The sequence below is a fragment of the Hydrogenophaga sp. UC242_53 genome (assembly GCF_042696965.1).
Lineage (GTDB): Bacteria > Pseudomonadota > Gammaproteobacteria > Burkholderiales > Burkholderiaceae_C > Hydrogenophaga.
In genome coordinates this window covers 3566809-3589918 of sequence record NZ_CP170552.1, presented here as the reverse complement: position 1 = coordinate 3589918, position 23110 = coordinate 3566809, and the positions used below count along the sequence as shown (strand labels likewise).

The following is a 23110-nucleotide window of genomic DNA, read 5'->3' as shown; positions in this document are numbered from 1 at the left end:
GCCGCTCACGGGTGTCTGCGCGGGCGCACACAGATCACTTCGTCAACACCACCCTCGCACGCACGCTCTGGGGCAACCGTGAATGGGGCCTGCGCCTGCGGGCACCGCCACTGTCCTGCGAACAAACGCTGGCATGCAAAGGGGCGCGCGCCGACTTTGCTTGTAGGTGGGTGGGTAAGGGGTGTTTGGGCGCAGGCCCCATTCGCGGTTGCCCCAGAGCGAGCGTGCCAACCAAGGTGTTGACGAAGCGGTGAAGGCGAACCCGGGCAGCCACCCGCGAGCGGCCGGAGCCCAAACACCCCTTACCCACCCGCCCCGCCCACCCAGCCAGAGCGAAGAAAAGACTCAGCCCTTGGACCGCCCCAGCATCAACTCGGTGTTCGCCTTGCGATCCGCATTCACCTTCTGCACAGCAGGCCGCTCACCCAGCCGCTTCAGGTACTCCCGAGCCGGCGTATCGGCCAGGAAATCGCGGCCGTAGATGATCTTGGTCGCGCTGCTCACCAGCGGAAGGTGCACCGCCGCCGCGCAATCCGCCAACGTGAACTGCGAACCCGCGATGAACGGCGAATACTTCGTCAGCTTCGAAAACCCAGCCACGTTTTTCTCCAGCTGCTGGCCGATCTTCTCCTTCGCCGAATCGCTCACCTTGCCGCCGAAGAACGCCTCGGGATACAGATTGCGCGCCACCAGCTCCAGATGCAGCTCCAGATACCGCACCAACTCCCGCACCTTCGCCGCCTCGAACGCATCGCGCGGAAACAGCGGCACCTCGGGAAAAGCGCCCTCGATGTACTCCAGAATCACTGTCGACTCCGACAGCGACCCCTTGTCCGTCTTCAGGTACGGCACCTTGCCCAGCGGACTGCAGGCCTTGTCCGTCTCGCCGATCCAGGCCAGCTCCTCCTCGAACGCCACGCCCTTCTCGAGCAGCGCGAGCTTGACCTTGTTGTAGTAATTGCTGGCCGAAAAGCCGCAGAGTTTGAGCATGTCTGTCTCCTGTTGGGGTTGTGCGCACCATCGTAGCCCGGGGCATCCGCCCACGCGTCCCGCAGTTGACGGGCCCGGCTGATAAACTGCCCCGCCATGCGCTTCCCCCGCACCACCCACCGATTCGCCGCCTGGCTGGCGATGCTCGCCATGCTGCTGGGCGCGCTCGCGCCCACCGTGGCGCAGGCGGTGGTCGCCGCGCAAGGCGGCCCCGGCTGGGTGCAGGTCTGCAGCGCCAGCGGCATGGTCTGGGTGCAGGCCGATGCCATCGACGGCGACAACGCCGCCATGGCCGATGTCGGCAAGTCCATGGCCGACGCCTCGCGCCACTGCCCCTGGTGCAACTTGCACGGCGCCGTCGGCCTGCCGCCCGCATCGTCCATGCCCACCCTGGTGCTCGCGCCCCGCGCCGAGCCCCCGCCCGAGCCCTTCCGCTCGGCCCTGCCCGCGCCACCCTGGCCCGCCGCGCAGTCGCGCGCCCCGCCCACGGCCTGACGCACCCCACCGGCCCGCGCCCAGGCGCGGACCGCCTCTCCGCCCAAGCCCCTGTCGCCGCCCCGCCGCGGCCCGGGCCGGGCGAACCCGATCAATGCTTTTCGATGGACGACTCCACGATGAAATCCCTGCTCATCTCCACCCTGCTGGCCGTGACGGCCAGCGCCTGGGCGCAAGCGCCCGCCACCGCTCCCGTCGAGGTGAAAGACGCCTGGGTGCGCGCCACCGTCGCGCAACAGAAATCCACTGGCGCCTTCATGCAACTCACCGCCAAGGCCGACACCCGCGTGGTGGAAGCCCGCTCGCCCATCGCGGGTGTGGCCCAGATCCACGAAATGGCCATGGACAAGGACGTGATGCGCATGCGCGAGGTCAAGGGCCTGGCGCTGCCCGCCGGCCAGGCCATCGAGCTCAAGCCTGGTGGTTACCACGTGATGCTGCTGGACCTCAAGGGCCAGGTGAAGGCCGGTGACGTGGTGCCCGTGACGCTGGTGCTCGAAGGCAAGGACGGCCAGCGCAGCACGCTGGAAGTCAAGGCCACGGCGCGCGCGCTCGGTGGCACCAGTGCGGCACCGGCCGCCGCGGCCGAAGACCACGGCAAGCACAAGCACTGAGGCGGCCATGAAAGCCGTTGCTGAACGCGCGTCCGCGCTGGCGGACGCGGGGACGAAGCCGTCCTCGCATTCCAGTTTCCATGCCGTGGCCTGGCGCTGGCACTTCTACGCCGGCCTCTACGTCGTGCCCTTTCTGCTCATGCTGGCCCTCACCGGGCTGGTCATGGTGTTCTTCACCGGTTTCCAGACCCGCCTCGGGCCGGTGGTGACGGTGAACCCGATGGACCACGCGCCGCTGCCCGTGAGCGCGCAGGCGAAGGCCGTGCTCGAACTGCGCTCGCAGGCCACGCTGCGCGAGTACATCGCGCCGGCCGCGCCCGACCGCGCGAGCTGGTTCGTCGTCGCGCGCGACGGCACCACCGAAGCGGTGGCGGTGGACCCGTACACCGCGCAGGTGCTGCAGCTGGTGGACAAGGACCAGACCTGGTTCGCCTGGGCCGAGAAGATCCACGGCACGCTGCTGCTGGGCGACGTGGGCGACCGCCTGATCGAGATCGCGGCGGGCCTGGCATCGTGATGGTCGTCACCGGCTTCTACCTCTGGTGGCCGCGCGGCGGCACGCGCTGGGCCCAGGTGCTGCTGCCCGACCTGCGCCTGAAGGGGCGCCTGTGGTGGCGTTCGCTGCACGCCAGCCTGGGCTTCTGGCTCGGCACGGTGCTGCTGGTGTTCCTGCTCACGGGGCTGTCCTGGACGGGCGTGTGGGGCGCGAAGTTCGCGCAGCCCTGGGGCAGTTTCCCCGCCGCCAAGTGGGACGCCGTGCCGCTGTCGGACGCCACGCACGCCACGCTCAACGCCGGCGGCACGCACGAGGTGCCCTGGGGCCTGGCGCAGACGCCGCTGCCGGCCTCGGGTTCGCCGGGCGGCGCGGTGGGCGTGCCCGCCGGCCAGCCGGTGGACCTGGACAGCGTGGCCGCGCTCGCGAAGCGGCTCGGCTTCACGGGCCAGCACCACATCCAGCTGCCGCAAGGCGACACCGGCGTGTACACCCTGTCGGCCGACACCATGAGCGGCGACCTGGGCCGCCCGACGCAGGATCGCACGGTGCACGTGGACCGCTACACCGGCCGCGTGCTGGCCGAGGCCGCCTATGCCGACTACCCGCTGCTGGCCAAGGCCATGGCGGTGGGCATCGCGCTGCACCAGGGCGACCTGGGGCTGTGGAACGCCCTGCTCAACGTGCTGTTCTGCCTGGCCATCGTGTTCCTGTGCGTGAGCGGCATCGTGATGTGGTGGAAGCGCCGGCCCAAGGGCAGCTGGCGACTGGTGGCACCACCCGCGCCGCGCGACCCGTCGCTGTGGAAGGGCGGGGCGTTGGTGATGTGCGCGCTGGCGCTGGCCTTCCCGCTCAGCGGGGCGGTGCTGCTCGGCGTGCTGCTGCTCGACTGGCTGGTGGTCTCGCGCCTGCCGGCGCTGCGGACGGCGCTGGGCTGATCGATCGATGGATCAACCGCCGCCGACGCGGCGGTCGGTCTGCCGCACGATCAGCACCACCGGCAGCAGGCCCACGGCCACGATCGCCAGTGCCGGCACTGCCGCGTTGGCCCACATCGATTCGGACGTGAGCTGGAAGATGCGCACGGCCAGCGTGTCCCAGCCGAAGCTGCGCGTCATCAGCGTGATCGGCATTTCCTTCATGACATCGACCATCACCATGAGGAAGGCCGTGAGCAGGCCGCCGCGCAGCAGCGGCAGGTAGAGCCGGCGCAGCATCGCCCAGGTGCCCAGGCCCAGCGTGCGCGCGGACTCTTCCTGGCTGCGCGTGATGCGCTGCATGGCGCTGTCGATCGCGTGGTAGGCCACGGCCAGGAACCGCGCCGAGAGCGCGAGCAGCATGGTGCGCACGCTGCCCTTGAGCAATTGGAAGCCTTCGAAGCCCAGGGGCTGCAGCCAGGCGATGAGCAGGTTGTCGAGCCAGGCGATGGGGATGAAGACGCCCACGGCGAGCACGGCACCCGGCACCGCGTAGCCGATGATCGCCAGCCGCACCGTCCAGCCGGTGGCGCGGTCGGGGTGGTGGCGCCGCAGCCAGGCCAGCGCGAGCGACAGCAGCGTGGCGATGGCCGCGGTGCCCAGCGCGAGCCGCACCGTGTTCAGCGTGAAGTCCCAGTAGCGCGGCTCCAGCTCTTCGCGCCAGGTGCTCAGCGACCACATCACCAGTTGCGCGATGGGGATGGCGAACGAGGTCGTGAACACCAGCGCGCAGACCGCGAAGGCGGCCCAGCGGTGCCAGCCGTGCAGCGCCACCGGGGGGGTGTGGCGCGAGGCCACCTGGTAGCTGCGGCCCTGTTGCGAGCGCTGCTCGGCCGCCGCGAGCACCAGCACCACCAGCACGAGCAGGGCGGCGAGCTGCGCCGCGGCGTCGAGGTTGTGCAGGTCGAACCAGGCCTTGTACAGGGCGGTGGTGAAGGTGTCGTAGTTGAAGACGGCGACCGCGCCGAAGTCGGCCAGGGTTTCCATCAGGGCGAGCGCGAGGCCGCCCGCGATCCAGGGGCGCGCCATCGGCACCGAGACGCGCCAGAACGCGCGCGGCGCGCTGTGGCCGAGCGTGCGCGCGGCCTCCAGCGCGCGGCGGCCCTGCGTCATGAAGGCGTTGCGCGCGAGCAGGTAGACATAGGGGTAGAAGGCCATGGTCAGCACCATCACCGTGCCCCACAGGCTGCCCCGGATTTCGGGGAACCAGGCGCTGCTGCCGAACCACACGCGCAGCTGGCTCTGCACCGGGCCGGCGAACTCGAACAGGCCCATCTGCACGAAGGCCAGCACATAGGCCGGAAACGCCAGCGGCAGCATGAGCGCCCACGAGAAGAAGCGCTGGCCCGGGAAGGCGCACAGCGCGGTGAGCCAGGCCAGCGGCACGCCGACGCACAACACGCCGACGGACACCAGCAGCATGAGCAGCGCGGTGTTGGCCGTGACCCGGGGCAGCACGTACTGGATCAGGTGGTCCCACACCTCGGGCTGCGGCGAGAGCGCCACGCCGAGCACGGTGAGCACCGGGATCAGCGTGAGCAGGGCCACGGGCAGGGTCAGCGCCCAGCCCGGCCAGCGCCGCGCCACCCGCTGGCGGGGCGCCAGCGGTGTCGCGGCGAGGGTGTCGCTCAACGGTAGCCTGCGCGGTCCAGCAGGCGGATCGCGTCGGCCTGCTTGGAGCCGATGTCGGCCGCGTTCAGCGGGCTGGGCTTGAAGCTGGTGCCCCAGGCCTTGATGATCGCGTCAGGCTCCACCTTGGGGTTCACCGGGCTTTCGAAAGTGCCGCGCGTGTAGCCGTTCTGCGCCGCTTCGGACGACAGCCATTCCAGCAGCTTCTGCGCGCCGGCCGGGTTCTTGGCGTGGCGCGTGACGCCGCCGCCCGAGAGGTTCACGTGGGCGCCGCCTTCGTTGGCGCCCTGGTTGGCCCAGAACAGGTGCACCTTGTCCTTGATGCCGGCGTTGCTGGAGACCAGGCGGCCGTAGTAGTAGGTGTTGGCGATGCCCACCTCGCACTGGCCGGCGCCGATGGCCTGCAGCAGGCTGGCGTCGTTGGTGAACACGTCGGTGGCGAGGTTGCTCACCCAGCCGCGCACGATCTGCTCGGTCCTGGCCTCACCGTGCTTGGCGATCAGCATCGCCACCAGCGATTGCGTGTAGGTCTGCTTGCCGGTGCGCAGGCAGAGCTTGCCCTTCCACTTCGGGTCGGCCAGGTCTTCGTAGGTGGAGAGCTGCGCCGGCTTGACCTTCTCGGGGTTGAAGAAGATGGTGCGTTCGCGGCGCGACAGGCCCCACCACTGGTTGCCCGGGTCGCGGAAGTTGGGCGGCACGTTGTTGTTGAGCGTGGGCGAATCGATCTTGCGCAGCAGGCCGCGCTCGGCCGCGCTCCAGAGGTTGCCCATGTCCACCGTGAGCAGGATGTCGGCCGGCGAACCCGCGCCTTCGGCGGCCAGGCGCTCGGCGATCGAGCCGCCGCGGTCGGTCAGCAGGTTGATCTTCACGCCCGTCTCGGCGGTGTAGCGGTCGAACAGCGGCTTGATCAGCTGCTCGATGCGCGAGGAATAAACCGTCACCGCCGGCGCGGTCTGGGCCTGCGCGAGGGGGGCGGCCAGCCCGGCAAAAGCGAGGGCGGTGAGGACGAGGCGTTTCATCAAAAAGTACTCCAGACAGGTTGCAAATAAGATTTATTCCGATTTGGACCTGTGACGGAGTGTGTCCGCACCGCAAGAGTTCACTGCTTTGATAAGTTTTTTTTAAGTTTCAAGGGCAAAAAAAACCGGGCCGCTCAGGCCGCGGTCTGGCGCGAGCCCGGTGCGGGCGGCGAGCTGGCGCCACCGCCGCGTTCGAACGTGACCACGTGGTCCACCTCCGCGCGGATGCCGATCCACTCGCCCACCGCGTGGTTGTGGTGCGAGGGCACGTGCGTCATCAGCACCTCGCCGCTGGCCAGGCGCAGCGTGTAGAGGAATTCGGAGCCGCGAAACGCCTTGCGCAGGATCTGCGCCTTCACCGGCGCGTCGTCGTCGTGCACGATGTCGTCGGCGCGCAGCAGCACGTCGCACAGGCCGGCCTCGTAGGCCGAGGGCAGGGGGCATTCCTCCACGTCGTGCAGCGGGCCCAGCGGCGTCTGCACCGAGACCTGGTCACCCACCATCTGGATCTGCGCCGGGGCGAACACGCCGTGGCCGATGAACTCGGCCACGAAGCGCGTGGCCGGGCGGTGGTAGAGCGCGTAGGCGTCGTCCCACTGGTGCAGGTGGCCTTCATGCATCACGCCGATCACGTCGCCGATGGCGAACGCCTCCAGCTGGTCGTGCGTGACGAAGAGGGCGGTGGCGCCGGCGGCCTTGAGGATGCCGCGCACCTCATGGGCCAGGCGCTCGCGCAGGTCCACATCGAGGTTGGAGAAGGGTTCGTCGAGCAGCAGCAGGCGCGGGCGCGGCGCCAGTGCGCGGGCCAGGGCCACGCGCTGCTGTTGGCCGCCCGAGAGCTCGTGCGGAAAGCGGGCCTGCATGCCGGCCAGGCCGACCAGGCGCAGCACCTCGTCCACGCGGGCCTCGCGCTCGGCGCGCGGCAGGCGGTCGATGCCGAAGGCGATGTTGCGGCCCACGTCGAGGTGGGGGAACAGGGCGTAGTCCTGGAACACCATGCCGATGCGGCGCTGCTCGGCCGGCATGTGGTGCTGGCTGTCGCTCACGGTCTCGCCGTCGAGCGTGATGCCGCCGCCGCTGGCGCGTTCCAGGCCGGCGACCGCGCGCAGCAGGGTGGTCTTGCCGCAGCCCGAGGGGCCGATGAGCACGCCGATGTCGCCTGCGCGCAGCCCCAGCGAGACACCATCCACCGCGGCTTGGGACTGGCCCGCGTACCGCACGCTGAGTTGAGAGACGTTCAGGAACATAGGCGGTCTATTCTAGATAACTACAATTCTCATTTGTGTTGACGCGGGTCGATGGCCCTTTCACCTGAAACCTGCCCATGCTGCGTTGGTTGGCTCCCGCCCTGTTGATCCTGCTTGCGCTGCTGCTCACGCTGCCGGTGCTGTCGCTGGGGGCGTCCTGGTTCGAGTTCGATGCCGCCGCGCGCGACGTGCTCTCGCAGATGGCGCAGACCGTGCTGCCGGAGTACGCGCTCACCACGCTGGTGTTGTGCGTGAGCGTGGCGATCGGCGTGGCGGTGGTGGGCATCGCCACGGCCAGCGCGGTCACGCTGTTCGACTTCCCCGGCCGCCGTTTCTTCGAATGGGCCCTGCTGCTGCCGCTGGCCATGCCGGCCTATGTGGTGGCCTATGCCTACACCGACTTCCTGCAGTTCAGCGGCCCCCTGCAGGTGGGGCTGCGCGAGACCTTCGGCCTGTCCGGGCGCCTGCTGCCCGAGGTGCGCAGCACGCCGGGCGCGGTCTGGGTGTTCACCTTCTCGCTCTACCCCTACGTCTACCTGCTGGCGCGCACCGCGCTGGCCGAGCGCGCGGCCCAGCTCATGGAAGCCGCGCGCCTGCTGGGCGCGCCGCTGGCGCGGCGCATCCGCGAAGTGGCGCTGCCGCTGGCGCGCCCGGCCGTGGCCGCGGGCGTGGCGCTCGCGCTCATGGAAACGCTGGCGGATTTCGGCGTCGCCAGCTACTTCGGCATCCAAACCTTCACGGCCGGTGTCTACAAGGCCTGGCTCGCGATGGACAACCGCATGGCCGCCGCCCAGCTCGCCACGATGCTGCTGGCGCTGGTGGCCCTGCTCCTGTGGCTCGAACACCGCGCCCAGCGCCGGCTGCGCTTCGCCACGCTGCGCGGCCAGCGCGCCGGCAGCGCCGAGGCCCAGCCCACGCGCCTGCAAGGCGGGCGCGCCGTGTGCGCCGTGCTGGTCTGTGTGCTGCCCATCGCCTTCGGCTTCGTGCTGCCGGTGCTGTTCATGCTGCGCCCGCTCATCGGGGGCTGGGACGACCTGCCGTGGACCTCCTTCGTGCAGTGGTCGCGCAGCAGCGTGTGGCTGGCCAGCCTGGCGGCCGCGCTGACCACCGCGATCGCGCTGGCGCTGGCGTTCGCGTTGCGCGCACGGCCGGGCCAGCTCACGCGCGGCGTGGTGCAGCTCGTGAGCCTGGGTTATGCCGTGCCCGGCGCGGTGATCGTGGTCGGCCTGTTGCTGCCGGTGGGCTGGGTGCAGTCCCTGTGGCCCGAGGCCAGCGTGGGCTATTGGGTCACCGCCACCGCGCTTGGCATCGTGTGGGCCTACCTCGTGCGCTTCACCGCCGTGGCCCTGCAGTCACTGCAGAGTGGTTACGCGCGCATCCCGGCCAGCCTCGACGACTCGGCCCGCATGCTCGGCACCACCGGCCTGGGCCTGGCCGCGCGCGTGCACTGGCCGCTGCTCAAGCGCTCCACCGCCGCGGCCGCGCTGCTGGTGTTCGTGGACGTGATGAAGGAGCTGCCCGCCACCCTGGTGCTGCGGCCCTTCAACAGCGACACCCTGGCGGTGGTGACCTACCAGCTCGCGCGCGACGAACGCCTGGGCGAGGCGGCGCTGCCGGCGCTCACGCTGGTGCTGGTGGGTCTGGTGCCGGTGATCCTGCTCAGCCGCACCTTGCGGGCGAGGTGAAAGCGGCGCGCCTCAGTCGAGGCGCACCCCCGAGGCCTTGACGATCTGGCCCCACTTCACGCGGTCCTGCTGCGCCAGCGTGGCCAGTGCGGCGGGCGTGCTGCCCATCGGGCGGATCGAGAGGCGCTCGAAACGGGCCCTCACTTCGTCGGTCTTGAGCGCGGCGAGTGTTTCCTTGTTGAGCTTGTCGATCACCGCGGCCGGCGTGCCGGCCGGTGCGACCAGACCGAACCAGCTCACGATCTGCAGGCCGGGCAGGCCCGCTTCGGTGGTGGTCGGCACGTCGGGCAGGCTGTCCAGGCGCTCCGGGCCGGCGATGGCGAGCGCGCGCATCTTGCCCGCGCGGATGTGCGGCAGCACGGCGGGCGGGGATTCGATGCCGCCAGTGACCTGGTTGGACAGGATGGCCGTGGCCGACTCGGCGCCGCCTTTGTAGGGCACGTGGACCAGGGTCACACCGGCTTCGCGCTTGAGCAGTTCGGTGGCCAGGTGCGGCGTGGTGCCGTTGCCCGGCGAACTCAGCAGCAGGCTGTCGGGTTTGGCCTTGGCCTGCGCCACGAGTTCGGCCACGTTCTTCACCGGCACCAAGGCGTTGACGGTGACGATCAGCGGCATGTCGCCCACCAGCGAGACCGGGGCGAAGTCCTTGCCGGGCTCGAACCCGAGGCGGGGATACAGCGCCTCGTTGATGCTCAGGATGCTGCCCGTGGCCATGAGCAGCGTGTAGCCGTCGGCGGGGGCCTTGGCCACGTGCTGGCTGCCGATGTTGCCGCCCGCGCCGGCGCGGTTGTCGATCACCACCGGCACGTTCAGCGACTTGCCCAGGGCATCGCCGAGCGTGCGCGCCATCACGTCCACCGGGCCGCCGGGCACGAAGGGCACGACGATGGTGAGCGGCTTGCTCGGGTAGGCCGGCTGGGCGAGCGCGGGCGCGGCGCCGAGGCTCAAAGTGGCGCCCAGGGCGAGGGCCAGGCGGGTGAGTTGGCGGCGTTGCATCATGCTGGTTGTCTCCTGTGTGGGTAGTGGAAAAAGCGAAGGCACTCAGGCGGGCGCGGTGCCCGGCGTGTTGAGTTCGAGGGCGAGCCGCACGAAGAAGTCCAGGCTGCGTGGGTTGACCATGGCGTCGGGGCTGGCCACCTTCTCCAGCGGGGTGCCCAGCAGCAGCTTGCGCACCGGCACTTCCATCTTCTTGCCGGTGAGGGTGCGCGGAATCTCGTCCACCAGGTAGATCTCGTTCGGCACATGGCGCGCCGAGGCCTTGGTGCGGATCTGCCCGGCGATGGCGGCCTTGAGCGCGTCGTCCAGCACAACGCCCCGCTGCAACACCACGAACAGCGGCAAAAAGGACGGTCGGCCCAGGTACTCGAGGTCGACCACCAGGCTGTCGCGCACCTGCGGCATTTCCTCGACGACGCGGTAGATCTCGGCCGTGCCCATGCGGATGCCGAAGCGGTTGATGGTGCTGTCGGAGCGGCCGTAGATGACGGCGGTGCCGCGCGGCGTGAAGCGGATCCAGTCGCCATGGCGCCAGACGCCGGGGAAGGTGTCGAAGTAGCTCTCGCGGTAGCGCTGGCCGTCGGCGTCGTTCCAGAAGAACAGCGGCATCGAGGGCATGGGTTGCGTGATCACCAGTTCGCCGACCTCGTCCTGCACCGGCTGGCCCGCCTCGTTGAAGGACTGGGCCGCCACGCCGAGCTCGGCGCACTGGATCTCGCCCGCCACCACGGGCAGGCCCGGCGCGCAGGCCACGAAGCCCGAGGCGATGTCGGTGCCACCGCTGATCGAGGCCAGCCAGAGGTCGCTTTTCACCGCGCCGTAGACCCAGTGGTAGGCGTCGATGGACAGCGGCGAGCCGGTCGAGTTGATCGCGCGCAGCGCCGGCAGGGCGGCGAAGTCGCGTGGGCGCAGGCCGCGCTTCATGCAGTTCATGAGGAAGGCCGCGCCACAGCCGAACAGCGTGACGCCGTGCCGGTCCATGAAGCGCCAGAGCGCCTCGTCGTCGGGCCAGGCGGGGTTGCCGTCGTAGAGCACGGTGGTGGCGCCGGTGAGCAGGCCGCCGATCTGCAGGTTCCAGACGATCCAGCCGGTGCCGCCGAGGAACAGCATGCGGTCGCCTTCGCGCAGGTCGTGCTGCAGCGCGAGCGTCTTGAGGTGGGTGAGCACCACGCCGCCGTGGCCGTGCACCATGGCCTTGGGCAGGCCGGTGGTGCCGGAGGAATAGACGATCCACAGCGGGTGGTCGAAGGGCAGGCGCTCGAAGCGCAGCTCGGCGTGTGCGTGCTGTTGCATCGCGCCGTCCCATGCCAGGCGGTCGCGCCACGCCACGGCGCGTTCATTCGCCAGCGGGCCGGGCAGGTGCACCACGGTGCGCACGCTGGGCAGGCGCTCGAGCAACTGGTCCACGGTGTCGTGGCGGTCGTGCACCTTGCCGTTGTAGCGGTAGCTGTCGGTGGCCAGCAGCACCTTGGGTTCGATCTGGCTCAGGCGGTCGAACACCACCGAGGGGCCCATGTCGGGCGCGCAACTCGACCAGATGGCACCCAGGCTGGCGCAGGCCAGGAAGGCCGCCACGGTCTCGGCCTGGTTCGGCAGGTAGGACGCCACGCGGTCGCCCGGCTGCACGCCGTGATCCCGCAGGGTGGCCGCGAAGGCCGCGGTCATCTGGCGCAGCGCCGCCCAGGACACCTCGCGCGCTTCCTCGCCTTCGGTGCGCACCACCAGCGCGGGGCGCTGGGCGCTGGCCTGCCGGAAGACGTGCTCCGTGTAGTTCAGCCGCGTGTTCGGAAACCAGCGCGCGCCGGGCATCTCGCGGCTCGCGAGCACGGGTTCGGGTGAACCGTCGGCCAGCACCTCGAAGTGGTCCCAGATGCTGCGCCAGAAGGTGTCCAGGTGCTGCACCGACCATTGCCACAGCGCCGCATAGCTGTCGAAGCGCAGGCCGTGCTGCTCGGCGAGCCAGCGCTCGTAGCGCGCCAGGCGGCTGGCGCCGATGTCGTCCGCGCTCGGGGTCCACAGTGTGTCGTGGATGGCGGCGGCGTCGTCCGCGGTGGGGGCCGTCGTGGAATGCGTGCTCACGTCTTGTCTCCTGTTCGAAGCCGCCACGGTACGCAAAGAGAGCTTCGATCGCTAGACGCATGGACGATGTAAGTGCTATACACATCACGTATGAAGACGACCTACGACCGACTCGAACTGCTCGACACCTTCCAGCACATCAGCGAGGCGCGCTCGCTGAGCAAGGCGGCGCGGCAACTGGGCACCACGCAGCCCACGGTGAGCCGGCGCCTGGTGGAGCTCGAATCCCTGCTGGGCTGCAAGCTGGTGAACCGCACCACCTCCACCTTCTCGCTGACCGACGAGGGCCAGACGCTGCTGCTGGAGGCGCGCGACCTGGGCGAGCGATGGGCCGGTCTGTCCGACCGGCTGCAGGGCCGCCAGAGCCGGCCCGAGGGAACCCTGCGCGTGATTGGTCCGGCGGGCTACGGCGCCAGTTTCCTGACCGACGCGCTCACCGGCCTGATGGCGGAGCACCCCCGGCTGCGCGTGGAACTGGCGCTGGCCGAGCGCTACACCGACCTCTCGGCCACGGGGGCGGAGTGCTGCGTTTTCGTGGGCGAGGTGCCCGACCAGGACATCGTCTGCCGCACGCTGGGCACGATGGAGCGCGTGCTGGTTGCGCACGCCTGCGCTGGTGGAGCGCATCGGCCCGGTGACGCTGGCGCGCCTGCCTCGGCTGCCCTTCATCGGGCTGGCCGCGCACGTGGTGGGCACGGTGCAGCTCGTGCGCCGCAGCGATGGCGCCGCGCGCATGGTCACGCTGAACACGCCCTTTCGCACGCCGAGCCTGCCCGCGAGTTACCGGGCCATCCTCAACGGCGTGGGCATCGGATCGGCCGCCCCCTGGATGTGCCGTGAAGACATCGCCGCCGGCCGGCTGGTGCGTGTGCTGCCGCAGTGGGCGCTCGCGCCCGTGGGCATCCACGTGGCTTTGTTGCCAGGCCGCCACCGCCCCGCGCGCGTGACGGCTTTCATCGACGCGATCCGCGCACAGCTGCTGCTGCAGGAAGGCTTCGTGGCCGCGCCGGTGGCGCCACCGGCGGCCGGCAGGCGGTAACAGCTGTTGCGATTGCTTGTGCGCCAGGCCTGCACAGGGCCGTATGCTCTCGCCATGCCGAACACCACCGACCTCACCCTGTCCTCACCGCCTTCCTTGTTGCCTGGGCGCCGCCGGCTGCTGGCCACCGCTGCCGCCGGCGCGGCCGGCCTGCTCGCGGCGGGCTGCTCGGTCCTGCCTTCGGGCTCCAGCCGTCCGCCGCTGGCCGACGCCAGCTACCGGCTCGCGGTGGCGAACCACATCTACCGCCGCTACCCGGACCGCATCTACCGGGGCAAGCTGCCGCCGATGCTGTACGCCATCGGGGTGATGGAGCTCGAAATCGACCGCAGCGGCGGCGTGGACGCGGTGCGCTGGTTGCGCGGACCGAGCCACGCGCCGGAGGTGATGGCGGAGATCGACCGCCTCGTGCGGCAGGCCGCGCCGTTCCCCAACCCACCGGGCTGGGGCCGCGTGCGCAGCGTCGACACCTGGCTGTGGGACCGCAGTGGCCGCTTCCAGCTCGACACCCTGAGCGAAGGCCAGCTCTGACCGGCTCTGGCCGGTTCAGCGAACCGGCCACCCCACTTGATGGTGGCCTGCAGCCCGGGTGCCGCCTCGGTCACGGCTTGCCGATTTCCCTCGGCCCGCCGTTGATGCCCCAGGGCGTGCCGAAACGGTCGGTCACCATGCCGAAGGTGTCGGCCCAGAAGGTTTCGGACAGCGGCATGGTCACCTTGCCGCCGTCCGCCAGGGCCTTGAAGACGCGCTCGGCCTCGGCCACAGTGGGGAAGGTGATGGCCATCATGCAGCCCTGGATGCCCGCGAAGGGCACGCCGGGCGGCGCGTCGCCGGCCATGAGGGCGAAGTCCGGGTGCACCAGGTAAGCGTGCATGATGAGCTTGGCGTTCTCGGGCGGCACCGGTTCGCCGCCGGGCATCTCGCCATAGGTGATGAGGGCCTCGAGCTTGGCGTTGAACAGCTTGGCATAGAACTGCATCGCCTCGGCGCAGTTGCCGTTGTAGGACAGGTAGGCACTGAGTTGCGTCGACATGGGGATCTCCTGAAGGGTGGATGAAGGGGGCTTGCCACCTGACGACGTGCCAGGCGCGGCCGTTTCGACATCGGCCGGCGCCGCGCGACGAACGGCGGGTGCGCCGTTCAGCGAATCTCCTCCACCGACAGCTTTTTGTCCACCACCGTGGGTGTGACCAGCGCGTAGCCCTGGTTCTGCCAGTGCACCAGCTCGGTGATGGCCGAGGGCGTCACCTCCACGAAGGGCTGCATGTCGGCCGCGGTGTAGCCGAAGTCCTGCAGCGCCAGCCCGCAGACCTTGAACTTCACGCCCAGTTCGGTGTAGTAGCGCATGCGCTGCACCACCTCTTCGTACTTCGCCTCGTTCTTCTTCGCCAGCGCCACGAGTTCGGTGCCGTGCAGCAGCACGATCACGCTCATGTCCTCGTTGAAGAAGCTGTAGGGCGCTTCGGTGAGCGGGTTCACGAACGAGCGCAGCCAGTACAGCGCGGCGCCCAGCTTGGCCGGGTGGTCGAGGTAGATGTCGAACAGGGCCTTGGGGTTCTTGTAGGGCGTCTGCACGAACCTGGCCTGGGCCTGCACCGAGGGGGCCGACAGGGCCCATGCCAGACCGAGGGCGCAGAAGAACGAACGGCGGGGGTGGTTGATCGATTGCATGGACAGGTCTCCGTGGGCGCTACCATCGCTCTCCATGGCGCTGAACTGGGTCTGGGTCGGTTTCTTCATCGTGGCTTTCGCCACCGCCGTCGCGCGTTGGCTGCTGGGTGAGCAGGGCATCTTACAAGCGCTGTTGACGGCCATGTTCGATGGCGCGCGCTCGGGTTTCGAGATCTCGCTCGGCCTGGCCGGTGTGATGGCGCTGTGGCTGGGGCTCATGCGCGTGGGCGAGCGCGCCGGCATGATCGAGCTGCTCGCCCGCCTCGCCGGGCCGCTGCTGCGCCGCCTCTTTCCCGCCGTGCCGCAAGGCCACCCGGCGCAGGGCGCGATGACCATGAACATCTCGGCCAACCTGCTGGGCCTGGACAACGCGGCCACACCGCTGGGCCTGAAAGCCATGCGCGAACTGCAGACGCTCAACACCGAAGCACCCGGCACGGCGAGCAACGCGCAGATCATGTTCGTGGTGATGAACACGGCGGGCCTCACGCTGATCCCCACTTCGGTGATCGCCATCCGCCAGAGCGTCGCGCTCAAGCAGGGCCTGGGCGCGGGCTTCAACGCGGCGGACATTTTTCTGCCCACGCTGCTGGTCACCTTCACCTCGCTGCTCGCGGGGGTGCTGGCGGTGGCCGTGTGCCAGCGCCTGCCGCTGTGGCGCGCGCGGTTCCTGCTGCCGGTGCTGGCGGTGGCCGGCCTGCTCGCGGCGGCCGTGACCGCGCTGGCCCGCCTGCCGGCCGAACAGGCCGCGCGCGTGGCCGGCACCACCGGCGCGGCGGTGATCCTGAGCGTGGTGATGCTGTTCGTGCTGGCCGGGGCCTGGAAGCGCCTGAACGTGTACGACGCCTTCATCGACGGTGCCAAGGAAGGCTTTGGCGTGGCGATCCAGATCGTGCCCTACCTCATCGCGATCCTGATCGCCATCGGCGTGTTCCGCGCCGCCGGTTGCATGGACTTCCTGCTCTCGGGCATCGGCGCGATGGTGGCCGCGATGGGCTGGAACACCGACTTCCTGCCCGCGCTGCCGGTGGGCCTGATGAAGGTGCTGTCGGGCGCGGGCGCGCGCGGGCTGATGATCGACGTGATGCAGACGCACGGCGTGGACTCGTTCGCGGGCCGGCTCGCGGCCATCGTGCAGGGCTCGACCGAAACCACCTTCTACGTGCTCGCGGTGTACTTCGGCAGCGTGGGCATCCAGCACGCGCGGCACGCGCTGGCCTGTGCGCTGTTCGCCGATGCGGTGGGGCTGGCCGCCGCGATCGGCGTGGGTTACCTCATGCTGCGCTGAGCCTGCTCGCCAAAGCGCTGTTCGAGCCAGGCCTTGCCGAAGCGCACGAGGTCCCGTGCATCGAACAGGTGGCAGTCGGCCTGGCCCACACGGCCCGTGCGGTGGCGGCCTTCGGCCACGTAGGCCCGCGCGATGGTCTCCACCGCGTCCAGGGCGCCGTCTTGCGCGAAGCCGTCCAGGATGCCGTTGGTGTCGAACTCCTCGGCCGCGCGCCAGACCTTGCGGCCTTGGTCGTCGAGCACCGGTTGTTCGTAGCGCACGCGGCGCTTGTTCGGGATGTCGGCCAGGGTCTCGGCGTGGTGCAGCACCGTCACCGCGTCCAGGGGCGCACCGAGCAGCAGCACCTGGCCGCCCAGTTGCACGAAGCGGTCCAGCGGTGAACCGGGTCCGTAGCCCTCCTGGAGCGAATGGGGCGCGACCAACTCGTCCGCCTTCGCGCCCAGGGCGGCCATGTTGGCGTCGGGGTGCGCGCTGCGCCGCACGCCGGGTGTGTGGCAGATGAAGGCATTGAGCAGGCCGAAACTGCGTTCGGTGCCGGCGCTGGCCGGGTCGAATGCCGGCCAGGCCTCGCGCGCGGCGGCGCCCAGCGTGGCGCCGTTCAGGGTCTCTTCGTAGGGGGAGCGGTCCCAGGACACATAGGCCATGAGCGTGCCGCCCGGGCCGATGCTCTCCTGCAGCGCCCGCACGACCTGCGGGGCGCCGCCGGCCACCGGCCCGATGGCCTTGAGCGAGGCGTGCACCATGACCACGTCGCCCGCGGCCAGGCCCAGGCGGCGCAGCTGATGGACGAGTTCGCCGCCGGGCAGCGGTTCGGACATGGTGGCTCGAGGTGGTACCACCAACAGGAATCGAACCTGTATCTAGCGCTTAGGAGGCGCTCGTTCTATCCATTGAACTATGGCGGCGAAAAAGAGCCCGCATTGTACGGGGCGGGCTGCAGCCGGGACGCCCCCTCGCGGCGCTGCAGCTTGCCGCACACGGGCACGTATTCGGCCAGGAAATCGAGAAAGCTGCGCACCGCGGGCGAGAGGCCCCGGCGCGAGGGAAACACCGCATGCACCACACCCACCGGCGTGGACCAGTCGGGCAGCAGGCGCACCAGCTGGCCGCTGCGCAGTTCGTCCTCGCACATGTAGTCGGGCAGCCAGCACATGCCGCTGCCGCCGAGCACGGCGAGCTTGAGGGTGAGCAGGTCGTCGGCGATGTAGCGGGGGGTGAACTGCAGCACGGCCTCGCGCCCTTCGGGGCTGGTCAGGCGGATGCTGGTCTTGCCCTCGGTGGCGGACATCGCCACGCTGTCGAGCCGGCCGGCTTCCTCCAGCGTGGTGGGCGTGCCCTGGCGCGCCAGCAGCGCCGGGCTGCGCCACCAGCACCGAGCGCGCGTCGTCCAGCCGCTTGACGATCAGGCTGCCGCTTTCCTCCAGCGTGAGTCGCACGCGCAGCGCCACGTCCACGCCGTCCTTCACGAGATCGACCACGCGGTTGTTGACCTCCATCTCCACGCGCACCTGCGGGTGCCGCGCGAGGTAGATCGGCATCACGCCGCCCAGCACGGTCTGCGCCAGCGTGACGGGGCAGACCACGCGGATGGTGCCGCGCGGCTCGGTTTGCGCGTGGGCCACGGCGTCGGCGGCGGCCTGGGCGGATTCGCGCAGGACCTGGCAGTGGCGCAGGTAGGTCTCGCCCACATCGGTCAGCGAGAGCTTGCGCGTGGTGCGTTGCAACAGCCGCACGCCCAACTGCGCCTCCAGCCCGGCGATGCGGCGCGACAGGCGCGACTTGGGCAGGCCCAGCGCGCGGCCGGCGGCCGCGAAACCGCCGTGTTCCACCACCTCGGCGAACAGGATCATGTCATTCAGGTCTTGCATGGCGTTTCCCGTTGATTGTCCTGATTATGGAACGATATGTCGTAAGAATGCCGTCTTATCAAGTATTGGCATCGAAATCACAATCTATCCATGGTCACCTGGCGTGGCTTTCAACTTTTTCAGGAGATTTCCATGCAACTGCTTCACATCGATTCCGCGATCACCGGCGACCAGTCGGTTTCCCGTCAACTGACCGCCCAGACCGTGGCGACCTGGGTGGCGGCCCATCCCGGCACGCAAGTGCAGCACCTGGATCTGGCGGTCAACGCGCCGGCCCACCTGAGCGCCGACGCGCTGGGCTTTCGCACCGGCCAGGCCGCCGCCACCGAGGCGCAACGCCAGGAAAACGCCGTCTCCGAAGCGCTGGTGAGCCAGTTTCTGGCGGCCGACGTGGTGGTGATCGGTGCCCCTCTGTACAACTTCACCATCCCGACCCAGCTCAAGGCCTGGATCGACCGCGTGGCCCAGGGTGGCCGCACCTTCAAGTACACCGAGCAGGGCCCGGTGGGCCTGGCCGGTGGCAAGACGGTGATCGTGGTGCTCAGCCGCGGCGGCGTGTACTCCACCAGCGAAGGGGGCCGCGCCATGGAGCACCAGGAAACCTACCTGCAGACGGTGCTGGGCTTCTTCGGCATCACCGATGTGCGCTTCGTGCGCGCCGAAGGTGTGGCGATGGGCCCGGATGCCAAGGCCCAGGGTCTGGCGACGGCCGAGAGCGAGATCCGCGCGCACGTTGCGGAAGCCGCCAACCAGCCGGCGGTGGCCAAGGTCGCCTGAGGCCTTTCCGGCGCGAAGTGATGAAGTCCGGAACACCGCGGAGCTGGCTCTGCCAGGCCGCAGGTGTTGCCCCCTGAAAGGGGGGACGCGCCCACGGCGCGGCGCGGGGGTCAGTCAAATGTCGTCGTGAAGATCAGGTCGATGGCGTTCTCTTCACCCGCCCGCGCGCGCACCGTGACGCGCCGCGAGAGGTCGTAGAACATCGAGACCGTGCCCATGGCCCCGGCCAGGCTGGCTTCGTAGGTCAGGTAGAGCTTGTTGGACAGGCGCTTGCCCAGCGTGAGCGCGGCCGACGAGGTGGTGCCATCGGCGTTGGTGGAGCTGCCGGCAAAGGACAGCTCGTCCAGACCGAAGGCGCTGGCCAGGCCGCCGTCCAGGTTGCCACCGTTGCGCGAGAGCAGGGCCAGCGCGGCCTGCTGCAGCACGGCGGCTTCGGCCCCGGCGCCGCTGGCCGGGCGCCCCAGCACCAGCCAGGCGAGCTTCTCGCTGTCGGGCAGTTCGGGGTCGGAGAACAGGCGCACGCGCGGCAACTGCGCCGAGCCGCTGATGAGCACACCCACGCGCTGCGTGGTGTTGGGGCGCACGGCGGAGATGTCCAGCGTGGGGTTGTCGTAAGGCCCGTTGAAGCGCAACACGCCGGTTTCGATGTCGAGCCGCTGGCCGTAGGCCCGGTAGGTACCGCGCTCCGTGCGCACCTCGCCCAGCACGCGCGGCGCGGGCGAAGTGGGGGTGCTGCGCACATTGAGCTGGCCGGTCAGGCGCGTCTGCAGGCCCTGGCCGCGCACCTCGAAGTTGTTGCCCAGGTTCAGGTCCACCAGCACATCGGGTTGCACACGGAAGGCGTTCGGGTCTTCCAGCGGCCGCTCGGTGCCACGCACCACCACGTCCGCGCCGAGGCTGGGGGTGGACTCGTCGGGCAGCACGAAACGGGCCTCATCGGCCGTGAGCTGGCCGCGCAGCTGCAGCGTCGTGCCCGCCAGCTCGGCCTGCAACTGGCCCGAGAGCGTGAGCATGCGGTCGGCGCGGGTGGACACGCGCAGTTTCGTGGCGGTGGCCTGCAGGCTGATGTAGGGCTGGCGGCGCGGCTGGCCGTTCACCGTGACGGTGCGCCACTCGGTGCTGCCGGTGGCCAGCAGCGTGCCGCCGTTCTGCACGCCACCCAGGCCCTGCAGGTAAAAACGGTCGATGGTGATGCGTTCGCCCGCGAGCGTGGCGCGCAGCTGCCCGCGCGAGAAGGCGATGCCATTGACCAGCGAGCGCAGGGCCAGGTCGTCGGCGTTGAGCGAGCCGTTGAGCAGGGGTTTGTCGCGCGTGCCGCCCAGCGTGAGATCGGCGCCCAGGGAGCCGCGCACGCGCCAGCCGGGCGGCGCCAGCGCGGACCACACGCCCACCTGAGGCAGGCTGGCCTTGAGAGTGCCGCGCAAGGGCGCCTGCTCGGCCCAGTGCCAGGCGGGCTCGGCGGCGTTGGGCGGGCTCAGCGTGGTGCTCACGTCGGCGCTGGCCTGGCCCAGGCGCTCGCTGTCCCAGCGCAGGCGCGCCAGCACATTGCTGCCCTGGGTTTCCACGTCCAGCTGGGCTTCGCGGATGCCGGTCTGCAGGCGCTGGGTGGAGGCGGTGTTCTCGTCGAAGGCGCCGTCGGTCTGCACCGAGAGGTCGCCGCTGCGCCGGCGCAGCTGCGCCGCCAGGCGGGGCGGTGCGCTGGGGTCGGCCGGCAGGGTGAGGTCCCATGAGCCGTCGAACACCACGTCGCCGCCCAGGCCGGATTCGCTCAGCGGGCCGTGGCGCGCGCCCTCGGGCGTGGCGAGGGCATCCACCCAGGACAGCGGCAGGTGGCTGAGCTGGCCGCGCGTGTCGAGCGCGCCGGCCCGCCAGGTGATGCGTTCCCAGGCCAGCGTCATGGGGGTGGTGACGGTGGGCGTGGCGGCGGCCGCGGCCGCGGCAGCGGCCGACACGGCCACCGGGGACGCGGGCGCCGCGCGGCGGCGGAACACGGGCTGCAGCCGCAGCTGGCCGGCGTCGGCCTGCACCTGCAGCGTATCGCCGCGCGCGCCCTGCCATTGCACGCCCAGCGCGTTGGTGCTCTCCAGCGTCCATTCCACGGTGCGGTCGGGCCGCGCGCTGTCGGTGGCCTGCAGTTTCAGCCGGCTGAGTTCCAGGCGGCCGGTGTCGATGTCGGGCTGGCGGGCGTTGCCCAGTTGCAGCACGCCCTGGGTGTCGAGGGCGGCGCGCCAGGGGCCTTGTTCGGCCCGGCCGGCCAGGGTGAGGGCCAGGCGCTCGGGCGGGCCGTTGGCCTGCAGCTGGAGCGCGCTGAGAAGGATGTCCTGCGCCCTGGTGGGGTTGGCCGGATCGCCGGTGCGCACCTCGCGCGCGATGCGCAGGCGCGGCGCGTCCAGGCCGAGCTGCAGGCGCAGCGGGGCGGCCTGGGTGGCGCCGGCCGCCGGCGGCGGGTAGCCCAGCACGCCCAGACCACCTTGCCAGTCGGCGTTGAGCCGGGCGCTGCCTTCGGCCTGCAGGCCCGGCTGGCCGTCCAGCGCGGTGCGGATCGACGGGCCCACGATGGGCAGGGTCTGCAGGCTGCTCACCCAGGCCAGCACGCGGCTGGCGTCGTCCAGGTTGAGGTCCAGGTCGCCGCTGCTTTGGGCGTGCGCGGCCTTGCCCTTCCAGCGGGCCTGCGCACCGGGCAGCTGCAGCGCGAACTGGCCGTCGAAGCTGCGTGCCAGGGTATCGAGCGTGCCCTGGCCGTCCAGCGTGGCGTCGGCCACGCCCAGGCGGGCCTGGCGCAGGTCGAGCACGCCTTGCGTGGCGCTGTCGGCGCTGGGGCGCCAGCGGCCTTTCACATCGAGTTCGCGCAGCCGCAGGCCGGCCAGGGCGCCGCCCCGGGGTTGCGTGCCCGACGGCTGGATGCGCGCGCCCAGGTCGATGGCGGTGTCGACCGTGCGCGCCGTGACGGTGCCGTCGAGCGCGGCGGGGGCGATGCTGCTCCAGAGCTGGGCCGGGTTGATGCGGCGGGCCTGGATCTCGCCCTGCCACTGGCCCAGCGGCGAGGGCTGCGCGCCGCTGGCGGGTTCCCACTGGCCCTGGCCCTGCACACGGCCGCCGCCGAGCTGCGCGTCCAGTTGCGTCAGCGTCCAGCGCGCACCGCGCTGTTCGAGCGCGGCCTCGATCCGGTCGAGCGGCAGGCGCTGCCGGTCGGCCGGCCCGCTGGCGGCGTTGGTGAGCTTCAGCTCGGCGCGCCAGGCCTCGCCCTGGGGCTGGGCCTTCACCGTGCCGCTGAGCAGCGTCACCGGCGCCTGCGGCCAGAAGGCGGCGAGGTCGATGCGGGCCATGGTGGCGTCGGCGGTCTCGATCGGCTGCGGCCACCATGGGCGCAGGCGGGCCTGGGCATCCAGCGTGGGGGCCTGGGCCGGGTCGATGCCTCCGGTGGCCTTGACGCTGGCGCTGGCGTCGAGCGCGGCGTCGGTGGTGGCCAGCACGCCGGTGAGCTTGGCGATGACCTGCAGCGTCACGGGCTCACCGCCCGGCACGGTGGTGCGCACCTCACCGCTGGCGTCCACGCGCAGGGGCATCGGGGCTTGCGCGCCCAGCACCGCCTTGGCCTGGTAGCGGCCGCCGGCCACCTCCACGCTGTCCAGGTCGAACTGGTGCGCGTCGGTCACGCCGAGGTTCCAGGCGCGGTCGGCCGTGCGGTAGCGGTACTGGCCTTTCAGGCCGCTGAGGGTGAGCGGCGATTCGCCAGCCAGCACCAGTTCACCGATCGACCAGGGCAGGGTGACCGGCAGGGGCAGGGTAATGGGTTGCAGAGGCTCGGGTGGGGCCGATGGCGTGGGCGGGCGCTGGTCGTCGATCTGCAGGCGGCCGATGTCGAGCTGCGACAGGCGCACGCCGCGCCCGAGCACGGCGTCGGCCCAGAACCAGTTGCTCAGGCCGATGCGCGTGTCGCTGGCCTGCACGCTCAGGCCGTCGCGCGCCCATTGCAACTGCGTGATCTGGCCGCCTCGCAGCAGGCTGCCCTGCACACCGGCCACTTCCAGCGTGCCGGCCTGCGGCCCCTGCCGGGCCATGAACGATTGACCCCAGCCGATGGCCTGGGCCAGCGAGCCGGGCGAGGCGGCCCACAGGCCGACGCCGAGCAGGACCAGCAACACCAGCACCGCCAGGCCGCCGAACACCCAGCGCACCACGCGGCCGATGCGCGAGGGCGGGGGGGCGATGCGGTCGGGATCGTTGTCGCTGTTCATGCGCC

The 23110-nt window shown here is 70.6% G+C and carries 19 protein-coding genes, 1 tRNA gene and 2 pseudogenes; 10 read left to right on the top strand and 12 right to left on the bottom strand.

Features of this window, described 5'->3' with window-relative positions; genetic code table 11:
* Positions 1 to 345 precede the first annotated feature (345 nt).
* Positions 346 to 990 (bottom strand): glutathione S-transferase, encoded by a 645-nt coding sequence (locus ACFJI0_RS18075; RefSeq protein ID WP_382321605.1) that lies wholly within the window; start codon positions 988 to 990, stop codon positions 346 to 348.
* A 96-nt stretch (positions 991 to 1086) separates the two neighbouring features.
* On the opposite strand from ACFJI0_RS18075, the gene ACFJI0_RS18070 reads away from it, so the two are divergent.
* The 4 genes from ACFJI0_RS18070 to ACFJI0_RS18055 all read left to right on the top strand — a co-directional run bounded on the left by ACFJI0_RS18070 (position 1087) and on the right by ACFJI0_RS18055 (position 3530).
* A complete protein-coding gene (locus tag ACFJI0_RS18070) occupies positions 1087 to 1485 on the top strand; it encodes a DUF2946 domain-containing protein (protein WP_382321603.1) in 399 nt (132 codons plus the stop codon).
* A gap of 119 nt (positions 1486 to 1604) precedes the next feature.
* Positions 1605 to 2099, top strand: a complete 495-nt coding sequence (locus ACFJI0_RS18065; RefSeq protein WP_382321601.1) for a copper chaperone PCu(A)C — start codon at positions 1605 to 1607, stop codon at positions 2097 to 2099.
* A gap of 7 nt (positions 2100 to 2106) precedes the next feature.
* Positions 2107 to 2616: a PepSY-associated TM helix domain-containing protein gene (locus ACFJI0_RS18060; RefSeq protein WP_382321599.1), complete on the top strand. Its 510-nt coding sequence runs from the start codon at positions 2107 to 2109 to the stop codon at positions 2614 to 2616.
* Positions 2616 to 3530, top strand: coding sequence for a PepSY-associated TM helix domain-containing protein (locus ACFJI0_RS18055; RefSeq protein WP_382325715.1), 915 nt, complete (start codon positions 2616 to 2618; stop codon positions 3528 to 3530). Before ACFJI0_RS18060 ends, ACFJI0_RS18055 begins: the two co-directional genes overlap by 1 nt.
* A gap of 12 nt (positions 3531 to 3542) precedes the next feature.
* Here ACFJI0_RS18055 and ACFJI0_RS18050 read toward each other — a convergent pair whose 3' ends face one another.
* The 3 genes from ACFJI0_RS18050 to ACFJI0_RS18040 form a co-directional block, all read right to left on the bottom strand.
* A complete protein-coding gene (locus ACFJI0_RS18050; RefSeq protein WP_382321597.1) occupies positions 3543 to 5201 on the bottom strand; it encodes an ABC transporter permease in 1659 nt (552 codons plus the stop codon).
* Positions 5198 to 6217 carry an extracellular solute-binding protein gene (locus ACFJI0_RS18045; RefSeq protein WP_382321595.1) on the bottom strand — a complete coding sequence of 340 codons (1020 nt, stop codon included), beginning with the start codon at positions 6215 to 6217 and terminating at the stop codon, positions 5198 to 5200. Before ACFJI0_RS18045 ends, ACFJI0_RS18050 begins: the two co-directional genes overlap by 4 nt.
* 134 nt (positions 6218 to 6351) lie before the next feature.
* Positions 6352 to 7464: an ABC transporter ATP-binding protein gene (locus tag ACFJI0_RS18040; protein ID WP_382321593.1), complete on the bottom strand. Its 1113-nt coding sequence runs from the start codon at positions 7462 to 7464 to the stop codon at positions 6352 to 6354.
* A 77-nt stretch (positions 7465 to 7541) separates the two neighbouring features.
* Here ACFJI0_RS18040 and ACFJI0_RS18035 point away from each other — a divergent pair, with 77 nt between their 5' ends.
* A complete protein-coding gene (locus tag ACFJI0_RS18035; protein ID WP_382321591.1) occupies positions 7542 to 9149 on the top strand; it encodes an ABC transporter permease in 1608 nt (535 codons plus the stop codon).
* A 12-nt stretch (positions 9150 to 9161) separates the two neighbouring features.
* On the opposite strand, the gene ACFJI0_RS18030 is transcribed toward ACFJI0_RS18035, so the two are convergent.
* Both ACFJI0_RS18030 and ACFJI0_RS18025 read right to left on the bottom strand, forming a co-directional pair.
* Entirely contained in the window at positions 9162 to 10148 is a 987-nt protein-coding gene (locus tag ACFJI0_RS18030) for a Bug family tripartite tricarboxylate transporter substrate binding protein (RefSeq protein ID WP_382321589.1), read from the bottom strand.
* A 42-nt stretch (positions 10149 to 10190) separates the two neighbouring features.
* The gene (locus ACFJI0_RS18025) at positions 10191 to 12224 is read right to left on the bottom strand and encodes an acetoacetate--CoA ligase (protein ID WP_382321587.1); all 2034 of its coding nucleotides are present in this window, start codon (positions 12222 to 12224) and stop codon (positions 10191 to 10193) included.
* 90 nt (positions 12225 to 12314) lie between these two features.
* On the opposite strand from ACFJI0_RS18025, the pseudogene ACFJI0_RS18020 reads away from it, so the two are divergent.
* The 3 genes and pseudogenes from ACFJI0_RS18020 to ACFJI0_RS18010 all read left to right on the top strand — a co-directional run.
* Positions 12315 to 12773 (top strand): annotated as a pseudogene (locus ACFJI0_RS18020) (LysR family transcriptional regulator); the annotation flags it as partial.
* A 67-nt stretch (positions 12774 to 12840) separates the two neighbouring features.
* Complete coding sequence (locus ACFJI0_RS18015; RefSeq protein WP_382321585.1) at positions 12841 to 13263, top strand: LysR substrate-binding domain-containing protein; 423 nt, start codon at positions 12841 to 12843, stop codon at positions 13261 to 13263.
* 54 nt (positions 13264 to 13317) lie between these two features.
* Entirely contained in the window at positions 13318 to 13794 is a 477-nt protein-coding gene (locus tag ACFJI0_RS18010) for a hypothetical protein (RefSeq protein WP_291121368.1), read from the top strand.
* A 70-nt stretch (positions 13795 to 13864) separates the two neighbouring features.
* Here the strand turns inward: ACFJI0_RS18010 and ACFJI0_RS18005 are convergent, their stop codons facing one another.
* Positions 13865 to 14296, bottom strand: a complete 432-nt coding sequence (locus ACFJI0_RS18005) for a VOC family protein (RefSeq protein WP_382321582.1) — start codon at positions 14294 to 14296, stop codon at positions 13865 to 13867.
* A gap of 107 nt (positions 14297 to 14403) precedes the next feature.
* Positions 14404 to 14934, bottom strand: coding sequence for a DsrE family protein (locus tag ACFJI0_RS18000; protein WP_382321579.1), 531 nt, complete (start codon positions 14932 to 14934; stop codon positions 14404 to 14406).
* Positions 14935 to 14968: 34 nt separating this feature from the next.
* On the opposite strand from ACFJI0_RS18000, the gene ACFJI0_RS17995 reads away from it, so the two are divergent.
* Positions 14969 to 16222, top strand: a complete 1254-nt coding sequence (locus tag ACFJI0_RS17995) for a nucleoside recognition domain-containing protein (protein WP_382321576.1) — start codon at positions 14969 to 14971, stop codon at positions 16220 to 16222.
* On the opposite strand, the gene aac(3) is transcribed toward ACFJI0_RS17995, so the two are convergent.
* The 3 genes and pseudogenes from aac(3) to ACFJI0_RS17980 form a co-directional block, all read right to left on the bottom strand.
* Complete coding sequence (gene aac(3), locus ACFJI0_RS17990; protein ID WP_382321574.1) at positions 16204 to 17040, bottom strand: aminoglycoside 3-N-acetyltransferase; 837 nt, start codon at positions 17038 to 17040, stop codon at positions 16204 to 16206. The genes ACFJI0_RS17995 and aac(3) overlap by 19 nt on opposite strands.
* Before the next feature lie 12 nt (positions 17041 to 17052).
* A tRNA-Arg gene (locus tag ACFJI0_RS17985) sits at positions 17053 to 17127 on the bottom strand.
* Positions 17118 to 18090: pseudogene (locus ACFJI0_RS17980) on the bottom strand (LysR substrate-binding domain-containing protein). The gene ACFJI0_RS17985 and the pseudogene ACFJI0_RS17980 overlap by 10 nt, the downstream one beginning before the upstream one ends.
* Positions 18091 to 18222: 132 nt before the next feature.
* Here ACFJI0_RS17980 and ACFJI0_RS17975 point away from each other — a divergent pair.
* Positions 18223 to 18867 (top strand): FMN-dependent NADH-azoreductase, encoded by a 645-nt coding sequence (locus tag ACFJI0_RS17975; protein WP_382321571.1) that lies wholly within the window; start codon positions 18223 to 18225, stop codon positions 18865 to 18867.
* A 110-nt stretch (positions 18868 to 18977) separates the two neighbouring features.
* Here the strand turns inward: ACFJI0_RS17975 and ACFJI0_RS17970 are convergent, their stop codons facing one another.
* A complete protein-coding gene (locus ACFJI0_RS17970) occupies positions 18978 to 23105 on the bottom strand; it encodes a translocation/assembly module TamB domain-containing protein (protein ID WP_382321569.1) in 4128 nt (1375 codons plus the stop codon).
* Positions 23106 to 23110 lie beyond the last annotated feature (5 nt).